The organism is Kitasatospora sp. NPDC127121 (assembly GCF_042677305.1).
In the GTDB taxonomy this organism is placed as follows: Bacteria; Actinomycetota; Actinomycetes; order Streptomycetales; family Streptomycetaceae; genus Kitasatospora.
This window is the reverse complement of record NZ_JBHXTQ010000002.1, coordinates 154970-171620: the sequence shown is the minus strand read 5'-3', so window position 1 is coordinate 171620 and position 16651 is coordinate 154970. Positions and strand designations below refer to the sequence as shown.

Sequence of the window (16651 nt, the reverse complement as noted above, 5' to 3'; positions counted from 1 at the left end):
ATTCCTGCCCGGTTCCGGGCCCGGTGACCTTTGAGAGGGCGGTCCACGCCGGCTCTTACACACGTTTCCGGGATTTCTTCGGGAAGTTCGACGAGGGGGGTGAGGCGAGGGGTGGTGACCGGTGGGGACCGCGGCGCGCGGACACCCGCCGCACGCCGGGACGGTTCGGCCGCCTTTACCCCGGAGGGCCCGCCGCTGTCAGGTGATTGACCAACTTTCCGTCGACGCCACGACGAGGCACTACCCTTTGTGACTACCCGGCGACTGTCCGCCTATCGGCGGTGCCCCCACCCACGCGCGCCGGGCGGCTCGCGGGTGCGCCGGGCGGGCGTGCCGTGTCGGCCCCGCCAGGACCCGCCAGGAGAGAAGACCCCCATGACGGACCGCCCCTTCGCCGGCGCCGGCGACCCGGCCGTCGGACCCGAGCCGGGCTACTACCCCGACCCCTCCATCCCCGGCTTCGTCCGGTACTGGGGCGGCTCGGCCTGGGTGCCGGGCACCAGCCGGCTCGCACCCGCCGAGGGCGAGGTGATGGAACCGCCCCGGTTCGCGTCCCGGCGGCCCGCCGCCGGCGCGGCCGGGACGGCGCGGGTGGTGCCGCCACCGGTGCTGCCGGAGCCGGCCGTTCCGGAGGCGGCGGCCCCGGAGCCGTCCTGGGGCGGGGCCGCGCACGGTGGGGGCCGGGGCGGGGACACCGGGCCGGTGTACCTCGACCAGACCACGGGCGGGGCGAAGTTCGTCCTCGGGTCGCGGGCGGCGGAGGTGATCGGCGGGCCGGTGTTCCGGACGGTCGGGGAGCCGGGGGTGTCCGAGAGCCCTGAGGTGTCTGGACTGGAGATGGCAGCGGTCGAGGTGCCGGTCTTCGGCGAGGTGGTCCTCGACGAAGCGGTCCTGGGCGAGCCGGTGGTCGAGGTTTCGGTGGTCGAGGTTTCGGCGGTGGGGGGTGCGGCGGGCCAGGGTGAGGCGGAGGAGCCCGGCTGGCAGGTCGTTCCGCAGGCGCAGCGGGGGCTGATGGAGGCGGATGGCGAGCCGCACCGGGTCTCCTGGGGGGTGCTTCCGGGGGCGCCCGACGGGGAGGAGGGGCGCGCGAGGGAGGTCCGCGCTTCGGTTGCTGTTCCGGTCCGGGCTTCGGCCGGCATGCCGGCCGCCGCTTCGGTCGGGGTGGAAGTGGCCGCCGTCTCCGGAGCACCCGCGACCGTCCCGGCGGCGGTGGCCGTGCGGGAGGCGCCGTCGCCAGTTGCGTCGCCCGTCGCGGTGTCCGTTCCGGCGGCTGTGCGCGGGGCCGGGCGTGCCGTCGAGCCCGCGTCCGAGCCCGAGCCCGCCGTGCCGGCCCCGGCCGCGCCGGTCGCCGCCGGAGCGGTTCCGGCCCGAGCCCCGGGCCGGCCCCCCGCGTCCGCCGCGTCCCCCGCGTCCGCCGCGTCCCCCGCGCCCGCCGCGTCGCTGCCGGTCGCGCGCCCGGCCCGGGAGGCCGTCGCACGGCGCCGACCCGCCCCGACGGCGCCCGCCCCCACCGTGCCCGCCTCCGCGACGCCCGCCGGACTCGGGCGTCGGCTGGCCGCGCGCGCCGTGGACACCGTCGTACTCCTCGTGGTCGCCGTCGCCGCCGGAATCCCGCTCGGCCGCTCGGCGTCCGAGCACCTCCAGCAGAAGCTCGACCAGGCCCGGATGGCCAGTTCCCTCACCCGGCGCCAGGTCCAGGTCTGGCTGGTGGACGACGTGGTGCTGGGTAAGGTCGCGGTCCTGCTCGGCATCCTGCTCTTCGTCAGCCTGCTCTACGAGGTGCTGCCGACCGCCCGCACCGGCCAGACCTTCGGCAAGCGACTGGCCCGGATCCGGGTGGCGGACGCCGCCGCCCCCGGCGCCCGGACCAGGCTGAGCCTCGGCCGCTCGCTGCTCCGATGGGCCGTGAGGCAGCTCGGCCTGCTGCTGCTCCTCGGCCTGGTCTGGCCCCTGTTCGACCGCCCGGCCCGGCGTGGCTGGCAGGACCGGGCCGCCCGTACCCGGGTGGTCCGCGACTGAGGCCTCCCGGTGTGGCGGCCGGTTCCCGGCGCGGAGGCGCCATCCGACGTGGAGGCGCCGTCCGGCCCTGGCAGCAAAACGGACAGAATGTCCCAAACCGCGAGAATGTGTGATGTTCTACTCGACGGATGAGCACTCACGACCCCTCAGGCTCCCAGCCGGAGGGGGGCGGCCAGCCCTCCTTCGACAAGCAGTCCCCGCAGCCGGGCGGCGGCACGCCGGAAGACCGGCCGTCGGACCCGAACCCGTCGCCCGCCCCGCCGCCCACCGGCGGCCCGTCCGACGGCACCCCCAGCACCCCGCCCGAAGGCCCCGGCGCGTACGGCGGCACCTACGGCGGCCCGACCGGCGGTCAGAGCCCGCCCGGCGAGAACCCCTACGGCCAGAACCCCTACGACCAGCCCCCGCCCGGCTACGGCCCCACCGGCTACGGAACCCCCGGCGCCGGGCCCGTCCCCGGCATGCCGCCGATCGGCAGCTGGCCCAGGCGCATCCTCGCCCGCCTGATCGACTACCTGCTCGTCCAGGCCGTCGCCGTGATCGTGGTGGCCCCCTTCGCCGACTTCGGCAACCGCTCCGGCGAGGTCGGCGCATTCTGGCTCGGCTGCGGCATCTACCTCCTCTACGAAGGCCTGATGCTCGGCCGGGACGGCCAGACCCTCGGCAAGAAGGCGATGCACGTCCGTGTCGCCATGCTGATCGACGGCAACAAGCCCACCCAGAGCGCCGCCTGGACCCGCGCGGCCGTCTACATCCTCCCCGCCGTGATCTGCTGCGCCGCCTTCTGGTGGATCATCGACGGGATGTTCGGCGTCTTCGACAAGCCCTACCGGCAGTGCATCCACGACAAGGCCGCGAAGACCGTGGTGGTCACCACCGACTGACCGGCCGAGCGGGGCCGCGACGCCCGGCGGCGGACAGGACCTAGCGTTGCTAGCGCTGCCGGGCGTACTCGTGTCCGGCCGCGGCCGGGGAGGTCGCTCCCGCCCTCGCCGCCGACCGGCCGGACACGGCGAGCGACAACACCGTCACCACGGTGCCGAGCGCCAGCGCGAACCCCTCCAGCACCACGACCTCCAGGACGCCCGAGGCGTCCGAAACGGCCAGCAGTGCCACCGTGGCGGCGACGACGGTGAACGAACCGAGGCAGTACTGGGCAGCGGACGGACGAGGCATGGCGGGGGGTCCTTCGCACGTCGGGGGGAACGAGCGGGAATCGTGCCGGTCCCAGAAGTGCTGCCCGGCAAGGGAGTTCGGTAAGTCCAGGCTAACCCGCCGGACCGGGAGCACGGGGGGCGCACAGGCTCACCCAGGGGTCGTCCGCCCCTCGGTACGGTGAACCCGACCGCGCCCGCCCCACCCACCCGGGGGAACACCCGTGCCCATCCCCGCCGACTGGCCCACCACCGAAGCTCAGGCACTCGCCGAACAGGAACGCCTGCGCCCCCTCGTCCAGACCCACGACCCCGACGACGCCTACGGTTCCGGGGGCTCCGACGGTTCCGGCTCCAGCAGCGGGGTCGGGCGGCTCATCGCCGGCGTCGACGTCGCCTACGACGACGAATACGACCTCGTCGCCGCCGCAGCCGTCCTCCTCGACCACGACACCCTCGCCGTCGTCGAACAGTCCACCGCCGTCGGCCGCATCCCCTTCCCCTACACCCCCGGACTGCTCGCCTTCCGCGAACTCCCCGCCGTCCTCGACGCCCTCGCCGCCCTCACCCACACCCCCGACACCGTCGTCTGCGACGGCTACGGCCTCGCCCACCCCCGCCGCCTCGGCCTCGCCAGCCACCTCGGAGTCCTCACCGGCCTGCGCACCCTCGGCGTCGCCAAAACCCCGTTCACCTTCCACCACCACGACCCCGACACCCCCCGCGGCTCCACCACCCCGCTCACCGACCCCGCCACCGGCGAAGAAGTCGGCCGCGCCCTCCGCACCCGGCCCGGCGTCAAACCCGTCTACGTCTCCATCGGCCACCGCATCAGCCTCGACACCGCCGTCCGCACCACCCTCCAACTCGCCCCCCACTACCGGCTCCCCGAAACCACCCGGCACGCCGACTCCCTCTGCCGCCGCGCCCTCGCCGACGCCCTCCACACGAGGACGCCTGCGAACTGACCAGGTACCAGGCGGAATTCGGGCCCCGTGTGTTAGACATGAGACACCGGGGCCCAACCCCGGCAGCGACCCACGGACGCACGGGGGAGGCGCCGAAGTGGCAACAGGAACCGGCACGACCGGAGGCGCCGGCCAGGGCTACCGCGTCGAGGTCGAACAACTCCGCGCCTTCGCCGCCCAAGTCCGGCTCCTCCTCGCCGAATTCCAGCACCACGCCGACGGCACCGGCACCCACGGGCGCAGCGGCATCGGCAGAACCGCCTTCGGCACCTTCGCCGAAGCCACCGAGATCCACAACCGCTACAACACCATGCGCGACGGCCTGCGCGACGTCCTCAACCAACTCCAACAAGCCGTCGACGAAGCCCAGAAGAACGCCGAACTCACCGCCACCACCTACGAAGAACACGACCAGCACACCGCGAAGAAACTCAAACTCGGCGACGACGGCTGGTCCGTCGCCAACCCCTCCGCCAGCAGCAAGGCCGCCTACGAGCACACCGTCGCCCCACCCGCCCCCTGACCCCCGGCCACCCCCGGCCGAGCCCGAACGGAGGCGAACCCCCCATGGCCTACACCGACTTCACCACCTACAGCCACGCCCAACTCCGCACCATGGCCCAGACCCTCAACCCCGGCGAAGTCATGGCCGCCGGCGACCCCTGGCGCCACGCCGCCGACACCCTCAAGGCCATCCGCGCCACCCTCACCCGCGCCAGCACCGAAGCCGCCGTCACCTGGGAAGGCGCCACCAGCGACGCCTTCCACACCCGCATGCTCCACCTCGCCGACAGCATCAACAACGCCGCCTCCTACGCCAACGACGCGGCCAACACCCTCCACAACATGTCCGAGGCCATCGCCAAGGCCAAACGCGACATGCCCGAGGAACCCAGCACCTGGGAAAAGGTCAAGGACACCGTCGGCGACGGCGTCTCCTCCGTCTTCGGCGGCGATGACGAACACATCCCCGTCGCCGACCGCCGAAAAGCCGAAGCCGCCACCGTCATGCAAACCCTCGCCATGCACTACCGCATCGCCACCCCCACCCTGAAGCCGCCGCCGAACCTGCCGGCGCTGCAGAAGTCGGATGAGACACGCGATGTGACACCACAGGACGATCCGGTCGGGGCGGCGGCGGTGGCGGGCGCGATGATGTCGGGAACCTCGATCGGCGTCGCGGGAACATCAGGGCGGGTGACGACCAGCCCACCACCGCGGAGCCCGAAGTCCTCCGGACCGACGATGCCAGCCCGCTCCACGTCGAGGAGTGCGTCTGTTCCGACCGATTCGGGGATCAGGGGTGGCACGGCGCAGACTCCGCTGAAGCCTCTGGGCTCGGTGAACTACGGCCTGGGCACGGGCATCGCGGGCACGCCGGCGGGCGTCCCCAACAGGACCGTGGTCACCACCGTCGCCCCGGGAACTGAGGTGTCCGGGGCTGGTGTTGTGCCGTCTGGTGGCGCTGCGGGCAGCCTCCCGGGAAGCAACGGCGGGCAGGGGATCTCCAATCCCGCAGGCCCGGCGGCTGGTCTACCTGTCGGTTCCGGCATCGGCGAGGCCGGGGTCGGATTCGGCGGTCGGGGACTCCCGGACGGCGCGTATCCGATGGGCGGCCCCGGACCGGGCGGGGGCGCCGGGGGCCGCGGTGGCTCCGGTGCCCGGCCGGTGGGTGGGTCTGCAGGCCGATCTGGTGGGATCGTCGGCGGGACGGTAGGACCGGTCGAGGGAATGCGCGGCAAACAGGCGTTCACGGAAGGCGGTTCCGGCCTGGGAGTCCGGAACCGGCTCAGGGGCGAACCCGGTGCTGGCGGCCCAGGCGGCATGGCCCCTGGCCTGCCGCTCACCGGCGCGCAACGGCACAAGGAGGACCGGGAGAAGGGGCGGCGGCCCGACTACCTCGTCGAGGACGAGGAGACCTGGGCGGCGGACAAGCCGGCCAATCCGAACGTGGTGGAATGAGCCCGGTCCTGAAACGGATGGGTGATCTGATCGCGTCCCGCAGATCGGTGATCTGCGGGACGCCTCGCTGAGTGGGGTGACCAGGCTTGACGAGCCGCCGGTTGGCGCGTGGTACAGCGGCCCTTGCCGCCGGGGCATTGATCTGGAGTGTCGCGGCACCAACGGCATCGGCGGATCAGATCAGAGACGAGCAGTGGGCTCTGAAGACCTTCGAGGCCGAGACGAAAGTCTGGACTGTCAACCAGGGCGAGGGGGTGATCGTCGGTGTGGTCGACAGTGGGGTCAACCAGGACCATCAGGACCTCACCGGACAGGTGCTTGCGGGGGGTGACTTCTCCGGTACGAACACGGACGGCCGTACCGACGGCGACGGCCATGGCACCGGGATGGCGAGCCTGATCGCAGGGCACGGGCACGGTGCGCAGGCGGGGATCATGGGCTTGGCGCCGAAGGCGAAGATCCTGCCGGTGAAGGTACGGACCGACGGCGAGAATCGGGATCTCCAGCAGAACGGCCTCGCCGAGGCGATCCGCTTTGCTGTGGATCACGGTGCGAAGGTCGTCAACATGTCGGTAGGGGGGACGTCGAGGTTCGACTCTCCGGCACGTGAAGCCGTCAACTACGCGGTCTCCAAGGACGTCGTGCTGGTTGCCGCCACCGGGAACAACGGCGACAGCCTGAGCGGTGTCCAGTACCCGGCGGCCTTCCCCGGAGTGGTGGCGGTCGGCGCGGTGGACCGGCAGGGGCGACTGTGGGAGAAGTCGAGCTACGGACCGGAGACCACATTGGTCGCCCCCGGGGCGGAGATCTACCGGGCCAGTGCGAAGACCTCTGCCGGCTACGGCGTGGGCAACGGCACCTCGGATGCCACCGCCTACGTCTCCGCCACCGCCGCGTTGATCCGGGCGAGGTATCCGGAGCTTTCGGCTGGGCAGGTGATCAATCGGATGATCAGGACTGCCACGCCGCCGCGGGACGGGTCGGCGGTGCCGGGGAGCAGGTACGGCTTCGGGGTGCTGGCGCCGGCGAAGGCGTTGGAGGCTGATCCGGTGGTGGACGGCGGGTCTCGGGTGAATCCGTTGGTGGGGCGGGGGGAGTCGCAGGGGGCTGCGGGGGGCGGGGTGACGGAGGAGCCGGGTGGCGAGGCCGTGGTGCCCGCGGCGGGGGCCGGTGGGGCCGGCGGGGGCGGCTGGTTCGGGGTCGGGGTTGCGGTGGGGGTGGCGTTGTGGGGGGTGCTGGTCGGCGGGGTGGTGGCGGTCGTGGTGTGGGTGGTGCGGGTGCGGCGGCGCAGGGGTGCGGGCGGCTGAGGGCGGCGGGCGGGGTGGCAGCATTTTGGTGGCGGTTGGCGTCCTTGCCGCTGGTGGGGTGGGTGGTGGGGTGGCCATGCTGGGGCCATGAGTGCTTCTGAGCGTGGCGTGGATCCGGTGGGTGTGGTCGTTCCGGACGGCAAGGACTGGACGTGGGTGTTGGAACGCCCGTGTCCGGATTGTGGGCTGGATGTTGCGGCGGTGGTGCGGGAGGACGTCGCGGGGATGGTTCGGGCCAATGCGGAGGCCTGGGTGGCGTTGTTGGCCGGGGCCGAGGAGGGTTTGCGTCGGCGGCCGCGGCCGGGGGTGTGGTCGGGGCTGGAGTACGCGTGCCATGTCCGGGACGTGTTCCGGCTGTTCCGGGTCCGGTTGGACCTGATACTGGCCGAGGAAGCTCCGCTGTTCCCGAACTGGGATCAGGATGAGACGGCGGTCGCCGAGCGGTACGGGGAGCAGGTGCCGGCGGTGGTGGCCGGGGAGTTGGCGGCGGCCGCGGAGGTGCTGGCGGCGGCGTTCGGGCGGGTGGCGGGCGAGCAGTGGGGGCGGACCGGGGGCCGTAGTGACGGGGCGCGGTTCACGGTGGAGTCGTTTGCCCGTTATCTGATCCACGACCCGGTGCACCACTTGTTCGACGTGACGGGCGAGCGGGTCTGAGGGGGCTCACCAGCCGGAGGCCTCCCACAGCATGGTGCGCCGGAGTCGGCCGGCGACGCTGGCGGTGTCGGTGCCGATGACGTCGGCGATCTCGGGGGCGGCGAGGCCGACGACGTAGTGCAGGATCGCCAGGTCGTCGTCGGCGGGGTGGCGGTCCGGTGCGGCGGGCACGTGCCGGGTGTGGTCGGCGACGGTGCTGCGCAGGATCTGCCAGGCGTTCGCGGTGGGGTTGGAGCTGCCCAGCAACTCGCGCCATTGGACGGCGATTTCGGCGAATGCCTGTTGGACGGCGGTGGCCGCGCTGCTGTGCTCGGTCAGCCACACCCGGGCGTAGCTGAGGTACCGGGGGCGGTGGAGTTCGCAGAAGGCGGCGAACTCCAGTGGTACGTCCTCCGGTTCACCGGGCCTCGGGGGCGGCTCGGCGGAACTCGCGTGACGGTTGGTCATCTCGGCTTCTCGGAAAGGGAGATGGGCGGCTGACGGTCGATCATCTGCGCTCACTCTACGATATGCCCTCGGTGCGCTGGGTTACCAATCGGATTGAATGCCCGGAACCCGCCGCCGCTCGGCCGGTTCCGGTGTCGACCGGTGGGGCGCGGTGGTGGGGCGGCCGGGCGGAGGATCGGTGGGGGAGGGTGGCGCAGTGGTGCGGGGGGTGTAGTTGCGAGCGCGTCGCGGCTGGTCAGGGGGTGCAGAAGGGCCGTGGTTGCAACACGGTTGATGTGCCACCGTAGGGCCTATGGAGGCTGGCGTCCACGCCCACGGCGCGAAGCTGCGGCCGCACAACCATCCGCGCAACCACACCTTCGGTCGCGCCCGTACCGGCGTGGCGTGACGGGCCGGATGGGCACCGCCGTGCATGCCTCCGCCGGGGGCGCGCAGCCCGGGTGCGGGCGGTGGATGCGGGTGGTGGATGCGGGCGGTGGGTGCGCTGCGCGCCGAGGCGGGTGTGGCGGGGGCGTGGCGGCAGGGGTGGTGGGTGGACGGTGCGCTCGCCGTGGCGGCGGCGCACCGGGTGGCCGAGGGGGCGGAGCAGGCGTTGATCCGGGTGGTCCCGCGCCTGCTGGCCGCCACCGTGCACGTCGGCCACGCCTCGGCGGCCTGGGGGCCGAGGCGCGGGCGGGGTGGTCTGCCGTCAGGGCTGCGGTCGGGCCTCCGTCGGGGAGAGGCGGTCGTCGACGGCGCTGCTCCGTTCGACCTGGGCGGGGAAGGATTCGATGGCCCGCCGCCGGGCGAGTTGGGCCGCTGCGGCGGCTTCCTCGCGTTCGCACCGGTGTGCGGCGCCGGCGGGGTGCCCGGTGGAGTGCCCGGTGGTGGTGGGGTGCCCGGTGGTGGCGGGGTGTCCGCCGGCGGTTCGTCGGCGGCGGCCGAGCGCGGTGCGGGCGGCGTGTTCCTCGGCCGCCTGTCTCGCGGCCAGGTAGGCCTGGACGGCGGCCATGCCGTAGACCGGCTGGATGAGCTGGTGGCCTTTGAAGAAGGGTCTGGCCGGGGCGAAGCCGGCGGCGACCACGAGGTCGCGGATCTCGGCTATCTCGGCCTCGCTGCGGGCGGTGAAGCGGACCTCCCAGCCCTTCTTGTACGTATGGCCCTGTTCGCCGCTGCGGCGGGCCGGGTCCGGGCGGCGGACGTATCCGGGCAGACGGCCAAGGCGGAGCTGGGCCGCGCGGAGGCCGGCGGTCTCGTCACGTGACATGACGCAAGCCTAGGCAATTCCCGGGGCGGGTTTGACGCCTGGAGGGTCTCCCGGCGTATGCCTTTGGTCACTCTGGGTCAGGCGGCCTGGTGGGCGATCGTTTTCGATCAGATATGACAACCTGACGACCGTCAATTACTCCGATTGAGTGAGGGTATGGGGACTTTAGTGCGAGCTGATCCCGGTTTCGCGACGGTTGGGTAACAGTGCGTCAGGTGGCCGGTGGCGGGTCGGGGCGGTTGGGGATGGTGTCCGCATGAGCTACCGGATTCCCACGCCGCCGCCGTCCCTGGAGGAGCTGGCGAAGCGTCAACAGAACGTCGTCACCGCGAGCCAGTTGCGCGCCCGGGGCGTGCCGGCCCGGGTCATCACCGAGCACTGCCGTAGCGGCGGGCCCTGGCGGCGGCTGCTGCCCCGGGTGTACCTGCTGCAGTCCGACGGGCCGACCCCGGAGCAGCGGATGTGGGCCGCCCTGCTGTACGCGGCGCAGAACGGTCGTGAGGAGGGTCGTCGCGAGGGCGCGGTGATCACCGGTGCGGCCGCGCTCGCGCTGTACGGCTTCGCCGCGGTGCCCCGGCTGCCGGCGGTGATCGGGGTGGACGTCCTGGTGCCCCGCCAGCGCCGGCTGAAGGACGCCGGGGAGGTGCGGATCCTGCGTACCGAACGGGAGTTGGTGGCCCGCTCGGTGCACGGCCTGGCCTGCGCGCCGGTCGCCCGGGCGGTCGCGGACGCGCTGTGCGAGTGGACCGTGGAGGAGGGGGGCGCCCCGATGCCGGTGCGGGAGGTGCTGCGCGAAGCCGTCTCTCGGCCAGACGGCCCGTGCACCGTACGGGAGTTGGCGTCCGAGCTGACCGAGTCCGGGCTGACCGGCGAGCCCCGGGTGCGCGCCGCCCTGGACGAACTGCTCGCCGGTGAGCGGGACTTCGTCCTGGACCGGGTCGGCGAACTGGTGGACGAGTGCCTGCTGCCCGCACCGCTGGTCGGCCCCGAGCTGCGGATGCGCGGCGGCACGTACATCGCCGTCCCGGACCTCTACTGGCCGGAGCAGGGCGTCGCCGTGGAGGTGGACTCGGACCTGCGCTGCGTCAGCGAGGGCGAGGCCGCCTGGGTGCGCGGCGGCCAGCACCGGATGGAGTACCTGGGGATCCGGGTGGTGTACGTCTCCGGCGCCCGGCTCGCGGCCGACCGGGACGCGGTCGGCGCCGAACTGCGCGAGGCCCACCGGGTGGGCGGTTCGGACGTGGTGGAGTTGATGGTCGGTTAGCTCGGGATCGGATCCATCCGCACCCGGAGCCGTGGCTACCCCCGAGCCGCACCCGGAGCCGTGGCTACCCGAACCGGAGTCGGAGCTACCCCCGAACCACCGGGGCGCCGACCAACTCGACCCCGGCGGCCCGCAGTTCGGCGAGCGCGGCGGTGGTGGTCGCCGGCGCGACCCCGGCGGTGAGGTCGAGCAGGACGCGGGTGGTGAAGCCGGCCCGGGCGGCGTCCAGGGCGGTGGCCCGGACGCAGTGGTCGGTGGCGATGCCGACCACGTCGATCTCGTCGACCTGCCGTTCGCGCAGCCACTCCACCAGGCCGCGGTTGTTCTCGTCCAGCCCCTCGAAACCGCTGTACGCCGCCGAGTAGGCGCCCTTGTCGAAGACCGCCTCGACCGCGCCGGAGATGACGGAGGGGGCGAAGTTGGGGTGGAAGCCCACGCCTTCGGTGCCGGCCACGCAGTGCACCGGCCAGCTGGTGACGTAGTCGGGCTCGGTGGAGAAGTGGTCGCCCGGGTCGATGTGGTGGTCGCGGGTGGCGAGGATGTGCTGGTAGCCGGGGGAGGACTCGACGATCAGGTCGGTGATGGCGGCGGCCACCTCGGCGCCGCCGGCGACGGCCAGGCTGCCGCCCTCGCAGAAGTCGTTCTGCACGTCGACGACGATCAGTGCCCGGTGCATGGCTCGCATCCTCGGATGTGGGGGGCGGCCGTGGTGGCGCGCCGGTGGGGGGAGCCCTCGGGAGTACTCGGCCCGCGGCGGGGCTCGGGGGTTCTCGGGGAGCTCCGGGGGAACTCTACGGTTGACTCTAGGGAGTGGCGTGCGGGGGCGGAAGGCCTGGGGCGGACCCCGGGCCGGCGCCCGGCGCGAACCGCCGAACCGCCGAACCGCCGAACCGCCGAACCGCCGGACCGCCGGACCGGCGAACCCGGCGGACGACCCCGGGCCGGCGCTCGGTCCGCGCCGGTCGGCCGGGGCGGGGTCAGAGCACGAGTTCGGTCGGCAGGACCGGGTCGCCCTTGGAGAGCTGGGTGGCCGACAGCGGCAGTGCGGCCCGGGCCCGGATGTGCCGTTCGCGCGCGGCGGTGAGCGGTTCGCGGCCGACGGCCTGGCCGGCCCGCACCAGCGGCACCTGCATCAGGTGCGGCTCCAGGTCGGCGGGGACCGCTGCGGTGCCGACCACCTCGGCCTCGGCGACGCCGTCGGCGTCCGGCCGGCGGGCGGCCCACTTGCGGCCGCCGATGCTGGTCTTGCCGCCGGCCGCGCGCTTGGCCACCGGCACCAGCGGTCCGTCCGCGCTCTCGGCGCGGGCGACCAGCTTGTAGACCATCGCGCAGGTCGGGTGGCCGCTGCCGGTGACCAGGCTGGTGCCGACGCCGTAGCCGTCCACCGGGGCGGCGGCGAGCGCGGCGATGGCGTACTCGTCGAGGTCGGAGGTGACGATGATCCGGGTCTTCGTGGCGCCGAGGTCGTCCAGCTGGCGGCGGACCCGGTGGGCCAGCAGGGTGAGGTCGCCGGAGTCGATCCGGACGGCGCCCAGTTCGGGGCCGGCCACCTCGACGGCGGTGCGGACGGCCTCGCGCAGGTCGAAGGTGTCGACCAGCAGCGTGGTGCCCTTGCCCATGGAGGCGATCTGCGCGCGGAAGGCGTCCCGCTCGCTGTCGTGGACGAGGGTGAAGGCGTGGGCGGCGGTGCCGGTGGTCGGGATGCCGTGGGTGAAGCCGGCCTCCAGGTCGGAGGTGGCGGCGAAGCCGGCCACGTACGCGGCCCGGGCGGCGGCGACGGCGGCCTGCTCGTGGGCGCGCCGGGCGCCCATCTCGATCACCGGGCGGCCGCCGGCGGAGGCGGTCATCCGGGAGGCGGCGGCCGCGATCGCGGAGTCGTGGTTGAGGATCGAGAGGATCACCGTCTCCAGGATCACCGCCTCGGCGAAGCTGCCCTCGACGGTGAGCAGCGGCGAGCCGGGGAAGTAGACCTCGCCCTCGGGGTAGCCGTGGATGTCGCCGGCGAAGCGGTAGTCGGCGAGGTAGCGCAGGGTGTCGTCGTCGACCACGCCCTGGCCGGCCAGCCAGTCGAGCTGCGGGGTGGTGAAGCGGAAGTCCTCGATGGCGTCGAGCACCCGGCCGGTGCCGGCCATGACGCCGTAGCGGCGGCCGCTGGGCAGGCGGCGGGTGAACACCTCGAACACGGAGCGGCGGTGCGCGGCCCCGCTGCGCAGGGCGGCCTGCAGCATGGTGAGCTCGTAGCGGTCGGTGAGGAGCGCGGTCGAACCGGCCGCGCGCACTGAAGTGGCGTCCATGCGGATGATGCTACTACCACTTAGCGTCAGAGTGACGATTTCTCGTGCTGCGAGCCGGTCCGGAATCGCCCGGGGGTCCCCCGGATGGCAGCATGGGGCTGAAGAGGCGTGGACGGACTGCGCAGCGAGGAGGACCCGGCGGTGAGTGTCGCGCCCGTGGAGATCGAGCGCCCGGAGGTCGAAGGACTACCGGTGGTGGAGCCGGACACGCCTTGGGTGACCATCGTGCACAACGACCCGGTGAACCTGATGAGCTACGTCCAGTACGTCTTCCAGGCCTACTTCGGCTACCCGAAGGACAAGGCCAGGAAGCTGATGATGGAGGTGCACACCAAGGGCCGGACGGTGGTCTCCAGCGGCTCCCGCGAGGAGATGGAACGCGACGTCCAGGCGATGCACGGCTACGGCCTCTGGGCGACGCTGCAGCACGACTGACCGCAGCACGACCGACCGCAGCGCGGCGGCCGCGGCGCGAGTTGCCGCGGCCGCGGAGCCGGTACCCCACCCGAGACGACGAAGACGGGCTGACCGATAGACATGGCTGGGTTGTTCGAGAGTGCCGGCGGCGGGAGCGCGACGATCGCGCTGGACGAGCTGGAGGCCTCCATCCTGCGCTCCCTGGAGGTGGGGATCCTGCAGCTGATCGGGCCCGGCCCGGGCGGGGACGGCGGCGATCCGCTGGCCGCGCTGTTCGCCGAGGGCCCGACCGAGGCGCCGGCCAACCCGATGCTCGCCCGGCTCTTCCCGGACGCCTACGGCGACCCGGCCGGGCCGGAGGACCAGGAGAGCCGGGCCGCCTCGGGCGAGTTCCGCCGCTACACCGAGGTGGACCTGCGGACCCGCAAGCGCGAGGACGCCCTGCACGTCGTCCGGATGCTCGACCGGCTCGGCGGCGAGGGCGGGGTGGTCAAGCTGGACCCCGCCGACGGCCTGCGCTGGCTGGGCGCGCTCAACGACCTGCGGCTGACCCTGGGCGTCCAGCTGGAGGTCAGCGAGGACGACGAGGAGCTCTACGAGCTGCCGGACGAGGACGACCGCAAGCCGCTGGTGATGGCGTACGTCTGGCTGGGGGCGCTCCAGGAGACGCTCCTGGAGGCGATCGCGGACTGATCCTGCCCGCTTCCGGGCAGGCCCCGGTCGATTCGTCCAATATGTGGACGGATGGCCGGGGCATTTCTCTTTAAATCGGGCAAACCCTAGCAGGTCATGCTCAAATAACGCTCAGATGAACACCGCTATCCGAACCCTGCGTGGTACGACTTCTCCACCCCACGAGACCCACCCAGGACGGTGCACCATGGCCGAGCAGCTGTACGACGACGTGGTCGACGCGAAACCGGACGAGGAGGGCTATCACCGGGGGCTGGGAAGCCGCCAGATCCAGATGATCGCGATCGGCGGTGCCATCGGCACCGGCCTCTTCCTCGGCGCGGGAACCGCGATCTCCCGGTCCGGCCCGAGCCTGATCCTCTCCTACGCCGTCGCCGGCGTGGCGATCTTCGTGATCATGCGCGCCCTCGGCGAACTCCTCACCTACCGCCCGGTCTCCGGCAGCTTCGCCGAGTACGCACGCGAGTTCCTCGGCCCCTTCGCCGGCTACGTGACCGGCTGGACGTACTGGCTGTTCTGGGTGGTCACCGGCATGGCGGAGACCACCGCCGCCGCCGTGTACGTGAGGTTCTGGGCGCCCGACATCCCGCAGTGGGCCAGTGCGCTGACCTTCCTGGTGATCCTCTACGCGGCCAACCTGATCTCGGTGAAGCTGTTCGGCGAGATCGAGTTCTGGTTCTCGATGGTCAAGGTCACCGCCATCATCGGCATGATCCTGATCGGCATCGGGGTGCTCACCCTCGGCTTCAGCAAGGCCGGTGACACCGCGTCGATCACCCACCTGTGGCAGGACGGCGGCTTCTTCCCCAAGGGCATCGGCGCCACCGTGATGACGCTGCAGATCGTCATGTTCGCCTACCTGGGCGTCGAACTCGTCGGCGTCACCGCCGGGGAGAGCGAGAACCCCGAGAAGACCCTGCCGCGCGCCATCAACACCCTGCCCTGGCGCATCATGCTGTTCTACATCGGCGCGCTGGTGATCATCCTCTCGCTCGTGCCGTGGACCGAGTTCCAGCCCGGCGTCAGCCCGTTCGTGGCCGCCTTCGGCAAGATCGGCATCCCGGCCGCGGCCGGCATCATCAACTTCGTGGTGCTCACCGCCGCGCTCTCCTCCTGCAACTCCGGCATGTACTCCACCGGTCGCATGCTGCGCGACCTCGCCCTGCGCGGCCAGGCCCCGGGGCAGCTCACCAAGCTCAACTCCCACCGCACCCCGGCCTTCGCGATCACCCTCTCCTGCCTGCTGATGGGCGTCGGCGTGGTGCTCAACTACCTCGTCCCGGCCAAGGCGTTCGAGTACATCACCTCCGTCGCGACCGTCTGCGGCCTGTGGACCTGGGCGATGATCCTGATCTGCCAGATCCGCTACCGCAAGGCCTGGCGGGCCGGACACCTGCCGCCGCCCACCTTCAAGGCGCCCGGCGGCGCCTGGACCAGCTGGACCGCGCTCGCCTTCCTCGCCCTGGTCGTGGTGCTGATCGCGTTCGACTCGGTCAACCGGATCTCGCTGTACGTCTTCCCGGGCTGGGCCGTCCTGCTGGTGATCGGCTACCAGGTGCTCAAGCGCCGCAACCCGAGGGCCGCCCACGGCGTCGCCCACGACCACCTGCACGTGCGCAACGGCGGCTGAACCGCCGACGCCGGGCCGCCACGCCCAGGTGGCGGACACCCGGTGACCGCGCTCCGGACGCCCCGGCGGACACCCGCCGGGGCGTGGCTATCCTGACCGCATGCTGACCATCACCCGAGAACTCCGCGACCGGATCGTGGCCCACGCCCGCGCCGACCACCCGGACGAGGCCTGCGGCGTGGTCGCCGGACCGGCCGGCAGCGGACGGCCCGAACGGTTCATCCCGATGCTCAACGCGGCCCGCTCGCCCACCTTCTACGAGTTCGACTCGGGCGACCTGCTCAAGCTCTACCGCGAGATGGACGACCGCGACGAGGAGCCGGTGATCGTCTACCACTCGCACACCGCCACCGAGGCCTACCCCTCGCGCACCGACGTGAGCTACGCCTCCGAGCCGTTCGCCCACTACGTCCTGGTCTCCACCGCCGACGGCAACGGCGAGGACGACCCGTTCCAGTTCCGCTCGTTCCGCATCGTGGACGGCGAGATCACAGAGGAAGACGTCCAGGTCGTCGAGGCCCACCCGGCCTGACCAGCACCCACCTGGGCGCGGCCCCCCCCCCCCCCCCGAGCGGGCGGCGGGCCCCGGTGGTGGG

At 72.6% G+C, this 16651-nt stretch carries 17 protein-coding genes; 12 read left to right on the top strand and 5 right to left on the bottom strand.

The features are described 5' to 3' along the window. The first annotated feature begins 375 nt into the window (after nucleotides 1–375). Together ACFVHI_RS03040 and ACFVHI_RS03035 are read left to right on the top strand one after the other, a co-directional pair. Nucleotides 376–2019, top strand: a complete 1644-nt coding sequence (locus ACFVHI_RS03040; RefSeq protein WP_380335193.1) for an RDD family protein — start codon at nucleotides 376–378, stop codon at nucleotides 2017–2019. Nucleotides 2020–2147: 128 nt separating this feature from the next. Continuing rightward, entirely contained in the window at nucleotides 2148–2903 is a 756-nt protein-coding gene (locus ACFVHI_RS03035) for an RDD family protein (protein WP_380335190.1), read from the top strand. A 49-nt stretch (nucleotides 2904–2952) separates the two neighbouring features. Here the strand turns inward: ACFVHI_RS03035 and ACFVHI_RS03030 are convergent, their stop codons facing one another. Beyond that, on the bottom strand, nucleotides 2953–3195 hold the full coding sequence (locus tag ACFVHI_RS03030) for a hypothetical protein (RefSeq protein ID WP_380335187.1): 243 nt from the start codon (nucleotides 3193–3195) through the stop codon (nucleotides 2953–2955). Nucleotides 3196–3397: 202 nt separating this feature from the next. Here ACFVHI_RS03030 and ACFVHI_RS03025 point away from each other — a divergent pair, with 202 nt between their 5' ends. The 5 genes from ACFVHI_RS03025 (at nucleotide 3398) to ACFVHI_RS03005 (ending at nucleotide 8064) form a co-directional block, all read left to right on the top strand. Beyond that, nucleotides 3398–4141, top strand: a complete 744-nt coding sequence (locus ACFVHI_RS03025) for an endonuclease V (RefSeq protein WP_063349199.1) — start codon at nucleotides 3398–3400, stop codon at nucleotides 4139–4141. Nucleotides 4142–4238: 97 nt separating this feature from the next. Then, entirely contained in the window at nucleotides 4239–4664 is a 426-nt protein-coding gene (locus ACFVHI_RS03020) for a hypothetical protein (protein WP_363370297.1), read from the top strand. Between the two features lie 44 nt (nucleotides 4665–4708). Beyond that, nucleotides 4709–6103 (top strand): WXG100 family type VII secretion target, encoded by a 1395-nt coding sequence (locus ACFVHI_RS03015; RefSeq protein ID WP_380335184.1) that lies wholly within the window; start codon nucleotides 4709–4711, stop codon nucleotides 6101–6103. Nucleotides 6104–6189: 86 nt separating this feature from the next. After that, complete coding sequence (locus ACFVHI_RS03010; RefSeq protein WP_380335182.1) at nucleotides 6190–7410, top strand: S8 family serine peptidase; 1221 nt, start codon at nucleotides 6190–6192, stop codon at nucleotides 7408–7410. A gap of 87 nt (nucleotides 7411–7497) precedes the next feature. Continuing rightward, nucleotides 7498–8064, top strand: a complete 567-nt coding sequence (locus tag ACFVHI_RS03005; RefSeq protein WP_380335180.1) for a DinB family protein — start codon at nucleotides 7498–7500, stop codon at nucleotides 8062–8064. 6 nt (nucleotides 8065–8070) lie between these two features. On the opposite strand, the gene ACFVHI_RS03000 is transcribed toward ACFVHI_RS03005, so the two are convergent. Continuing rightward, nucleotides 8071–8511, bottom strand: coding sequence for a hypothetical protein (locus tag ACFVHI_RS03000; RefSeq protein ID WP_063349204.1), 441 nt, complete (start codon nucleotides 8509–8511; stop codon nucleotides 8071–8073). Between the two features lie 688 nt (nucleotides 8512–9199). Next, nucleotides 9200–9757, bottom strand: a complete 558-nt coding sequence (locus ACFVHI_RS02995) for a hypothetical protein (protein WP_380335177.1) — start codon at nucleotides 9755–9757, stop codon at nucleotides 9200–9202. 256 nt (nucleotides 9758–10013) lie between these two features. Between ACFVHI_RS02995 and ACFVHI_RS02990 the strand changes: the two genes are divergently transcribed. After that, on the top strand, nucleotides 10014–11021 hold the full coding sequence (locus ACFVHI_RS02990) for a hypothetical protein (RefSeq protein ID WP_380335174.1): 1008 nt from the start codon (nucleotides 10014–10016) through the stop codon (nucleotides 11019–11021). Nucleotides 11022–11106: 85 nt separating this feature from the next. On the opposite strand, the gene ACFVHI_RS02985 is transcribed toward ACFVHI_RS02990, so the two are convergent. Beyond that, nucleotides 11107–11697 (bottom strand): isochorismatase family protein, encoded by a 591-nt coding sequence (locus ACFVHI_RS02985; protein ID WP_380335172.1) that lies wholly within the window; start codon nucleotides 11695–11697, stop codon nucleotides 11107–11109. A 301-nt stretch (nucleotides 11698–11998) separates the two neighbouring features. Next, complete coding sequence (locus ACFVHI_RS02980) at nucleotides 11999–13315, bottom strand: nicotinate phosphoribosyltransferase (protein WP_380335170.1); 1317 nt, start codon at nucleotides 13313–13315, stop codon at nucleotides 11999–12001. A gap of 141 nt (nucleotides 13316–13456) precedes the next feature. Here ACFVHI_RS02980 and clpS point away from each other — a divergent pair, with 141 nt between their 5' ends. The 4 genes from clpS to ACFVHI_RS02960 all read left to right on the top strand — a co-directional run bounded on the left by clpS (nucleotide 13457) and on the right by ACFVHI_RS02960 (nucleotide 16587). Then, nucleotides 13457–13750 carry an ATP-dependent Clp protease adapter ClpS gene (clpS, locus tag ACFVHI_RS02975; RefSeq protein WP_063351371.1) on the top strand — a complete coding sequence of 98 codons (294 nt, stop codon included), beginning with the start codon at nucleotides 13457–13459 and terminating at the stop codon, nucleotides 13748–13750. 102 nt (nucleotides 13751–13852) lie between these two features. Further along, nucleotides 13853–14425 carry a DUF2017 domain-containing protein gene (locus ACFVHI_RS02970; protein WP_380335166.1) on the top strand — a complete coding sequence of 191 codons (573 nt, stop codon included), beginning with the start codon at nucleotides 13853–13855 and terminating at the stop codon, nucleotides 14423–14425. Between the two features lie 187 nt (nucleotides 14426–14612). Next, complete coding sequence (locus ACFVHI_RS02965; RefSeq protein ID WP_363370278.1) at nucleotides 14613–16055, top strand: amino acid permease; 1443 nt, start codon at nucleotides 14613–14615, stop codon at nucleotides 16053–16055. Nucleotides 16056–16155: 100 nt separating this feature from the next. Continuing rightward, the gene (locus tag ACFVHI_RS02960; protein WP_063349211.1) at nucleotides 16156–16587 is read left to right on the top strand and encodes a Mov34/MPN/PAD-1 family protein; all 432 of its coding nucleotides are present in this window, start codon (nucleotides 16156–16158) and stop codon (nucleotides 16585–16587) included. The last annotated feature ends 64 nt before the right edge of the window (nucleotides 16588–16651 follow it).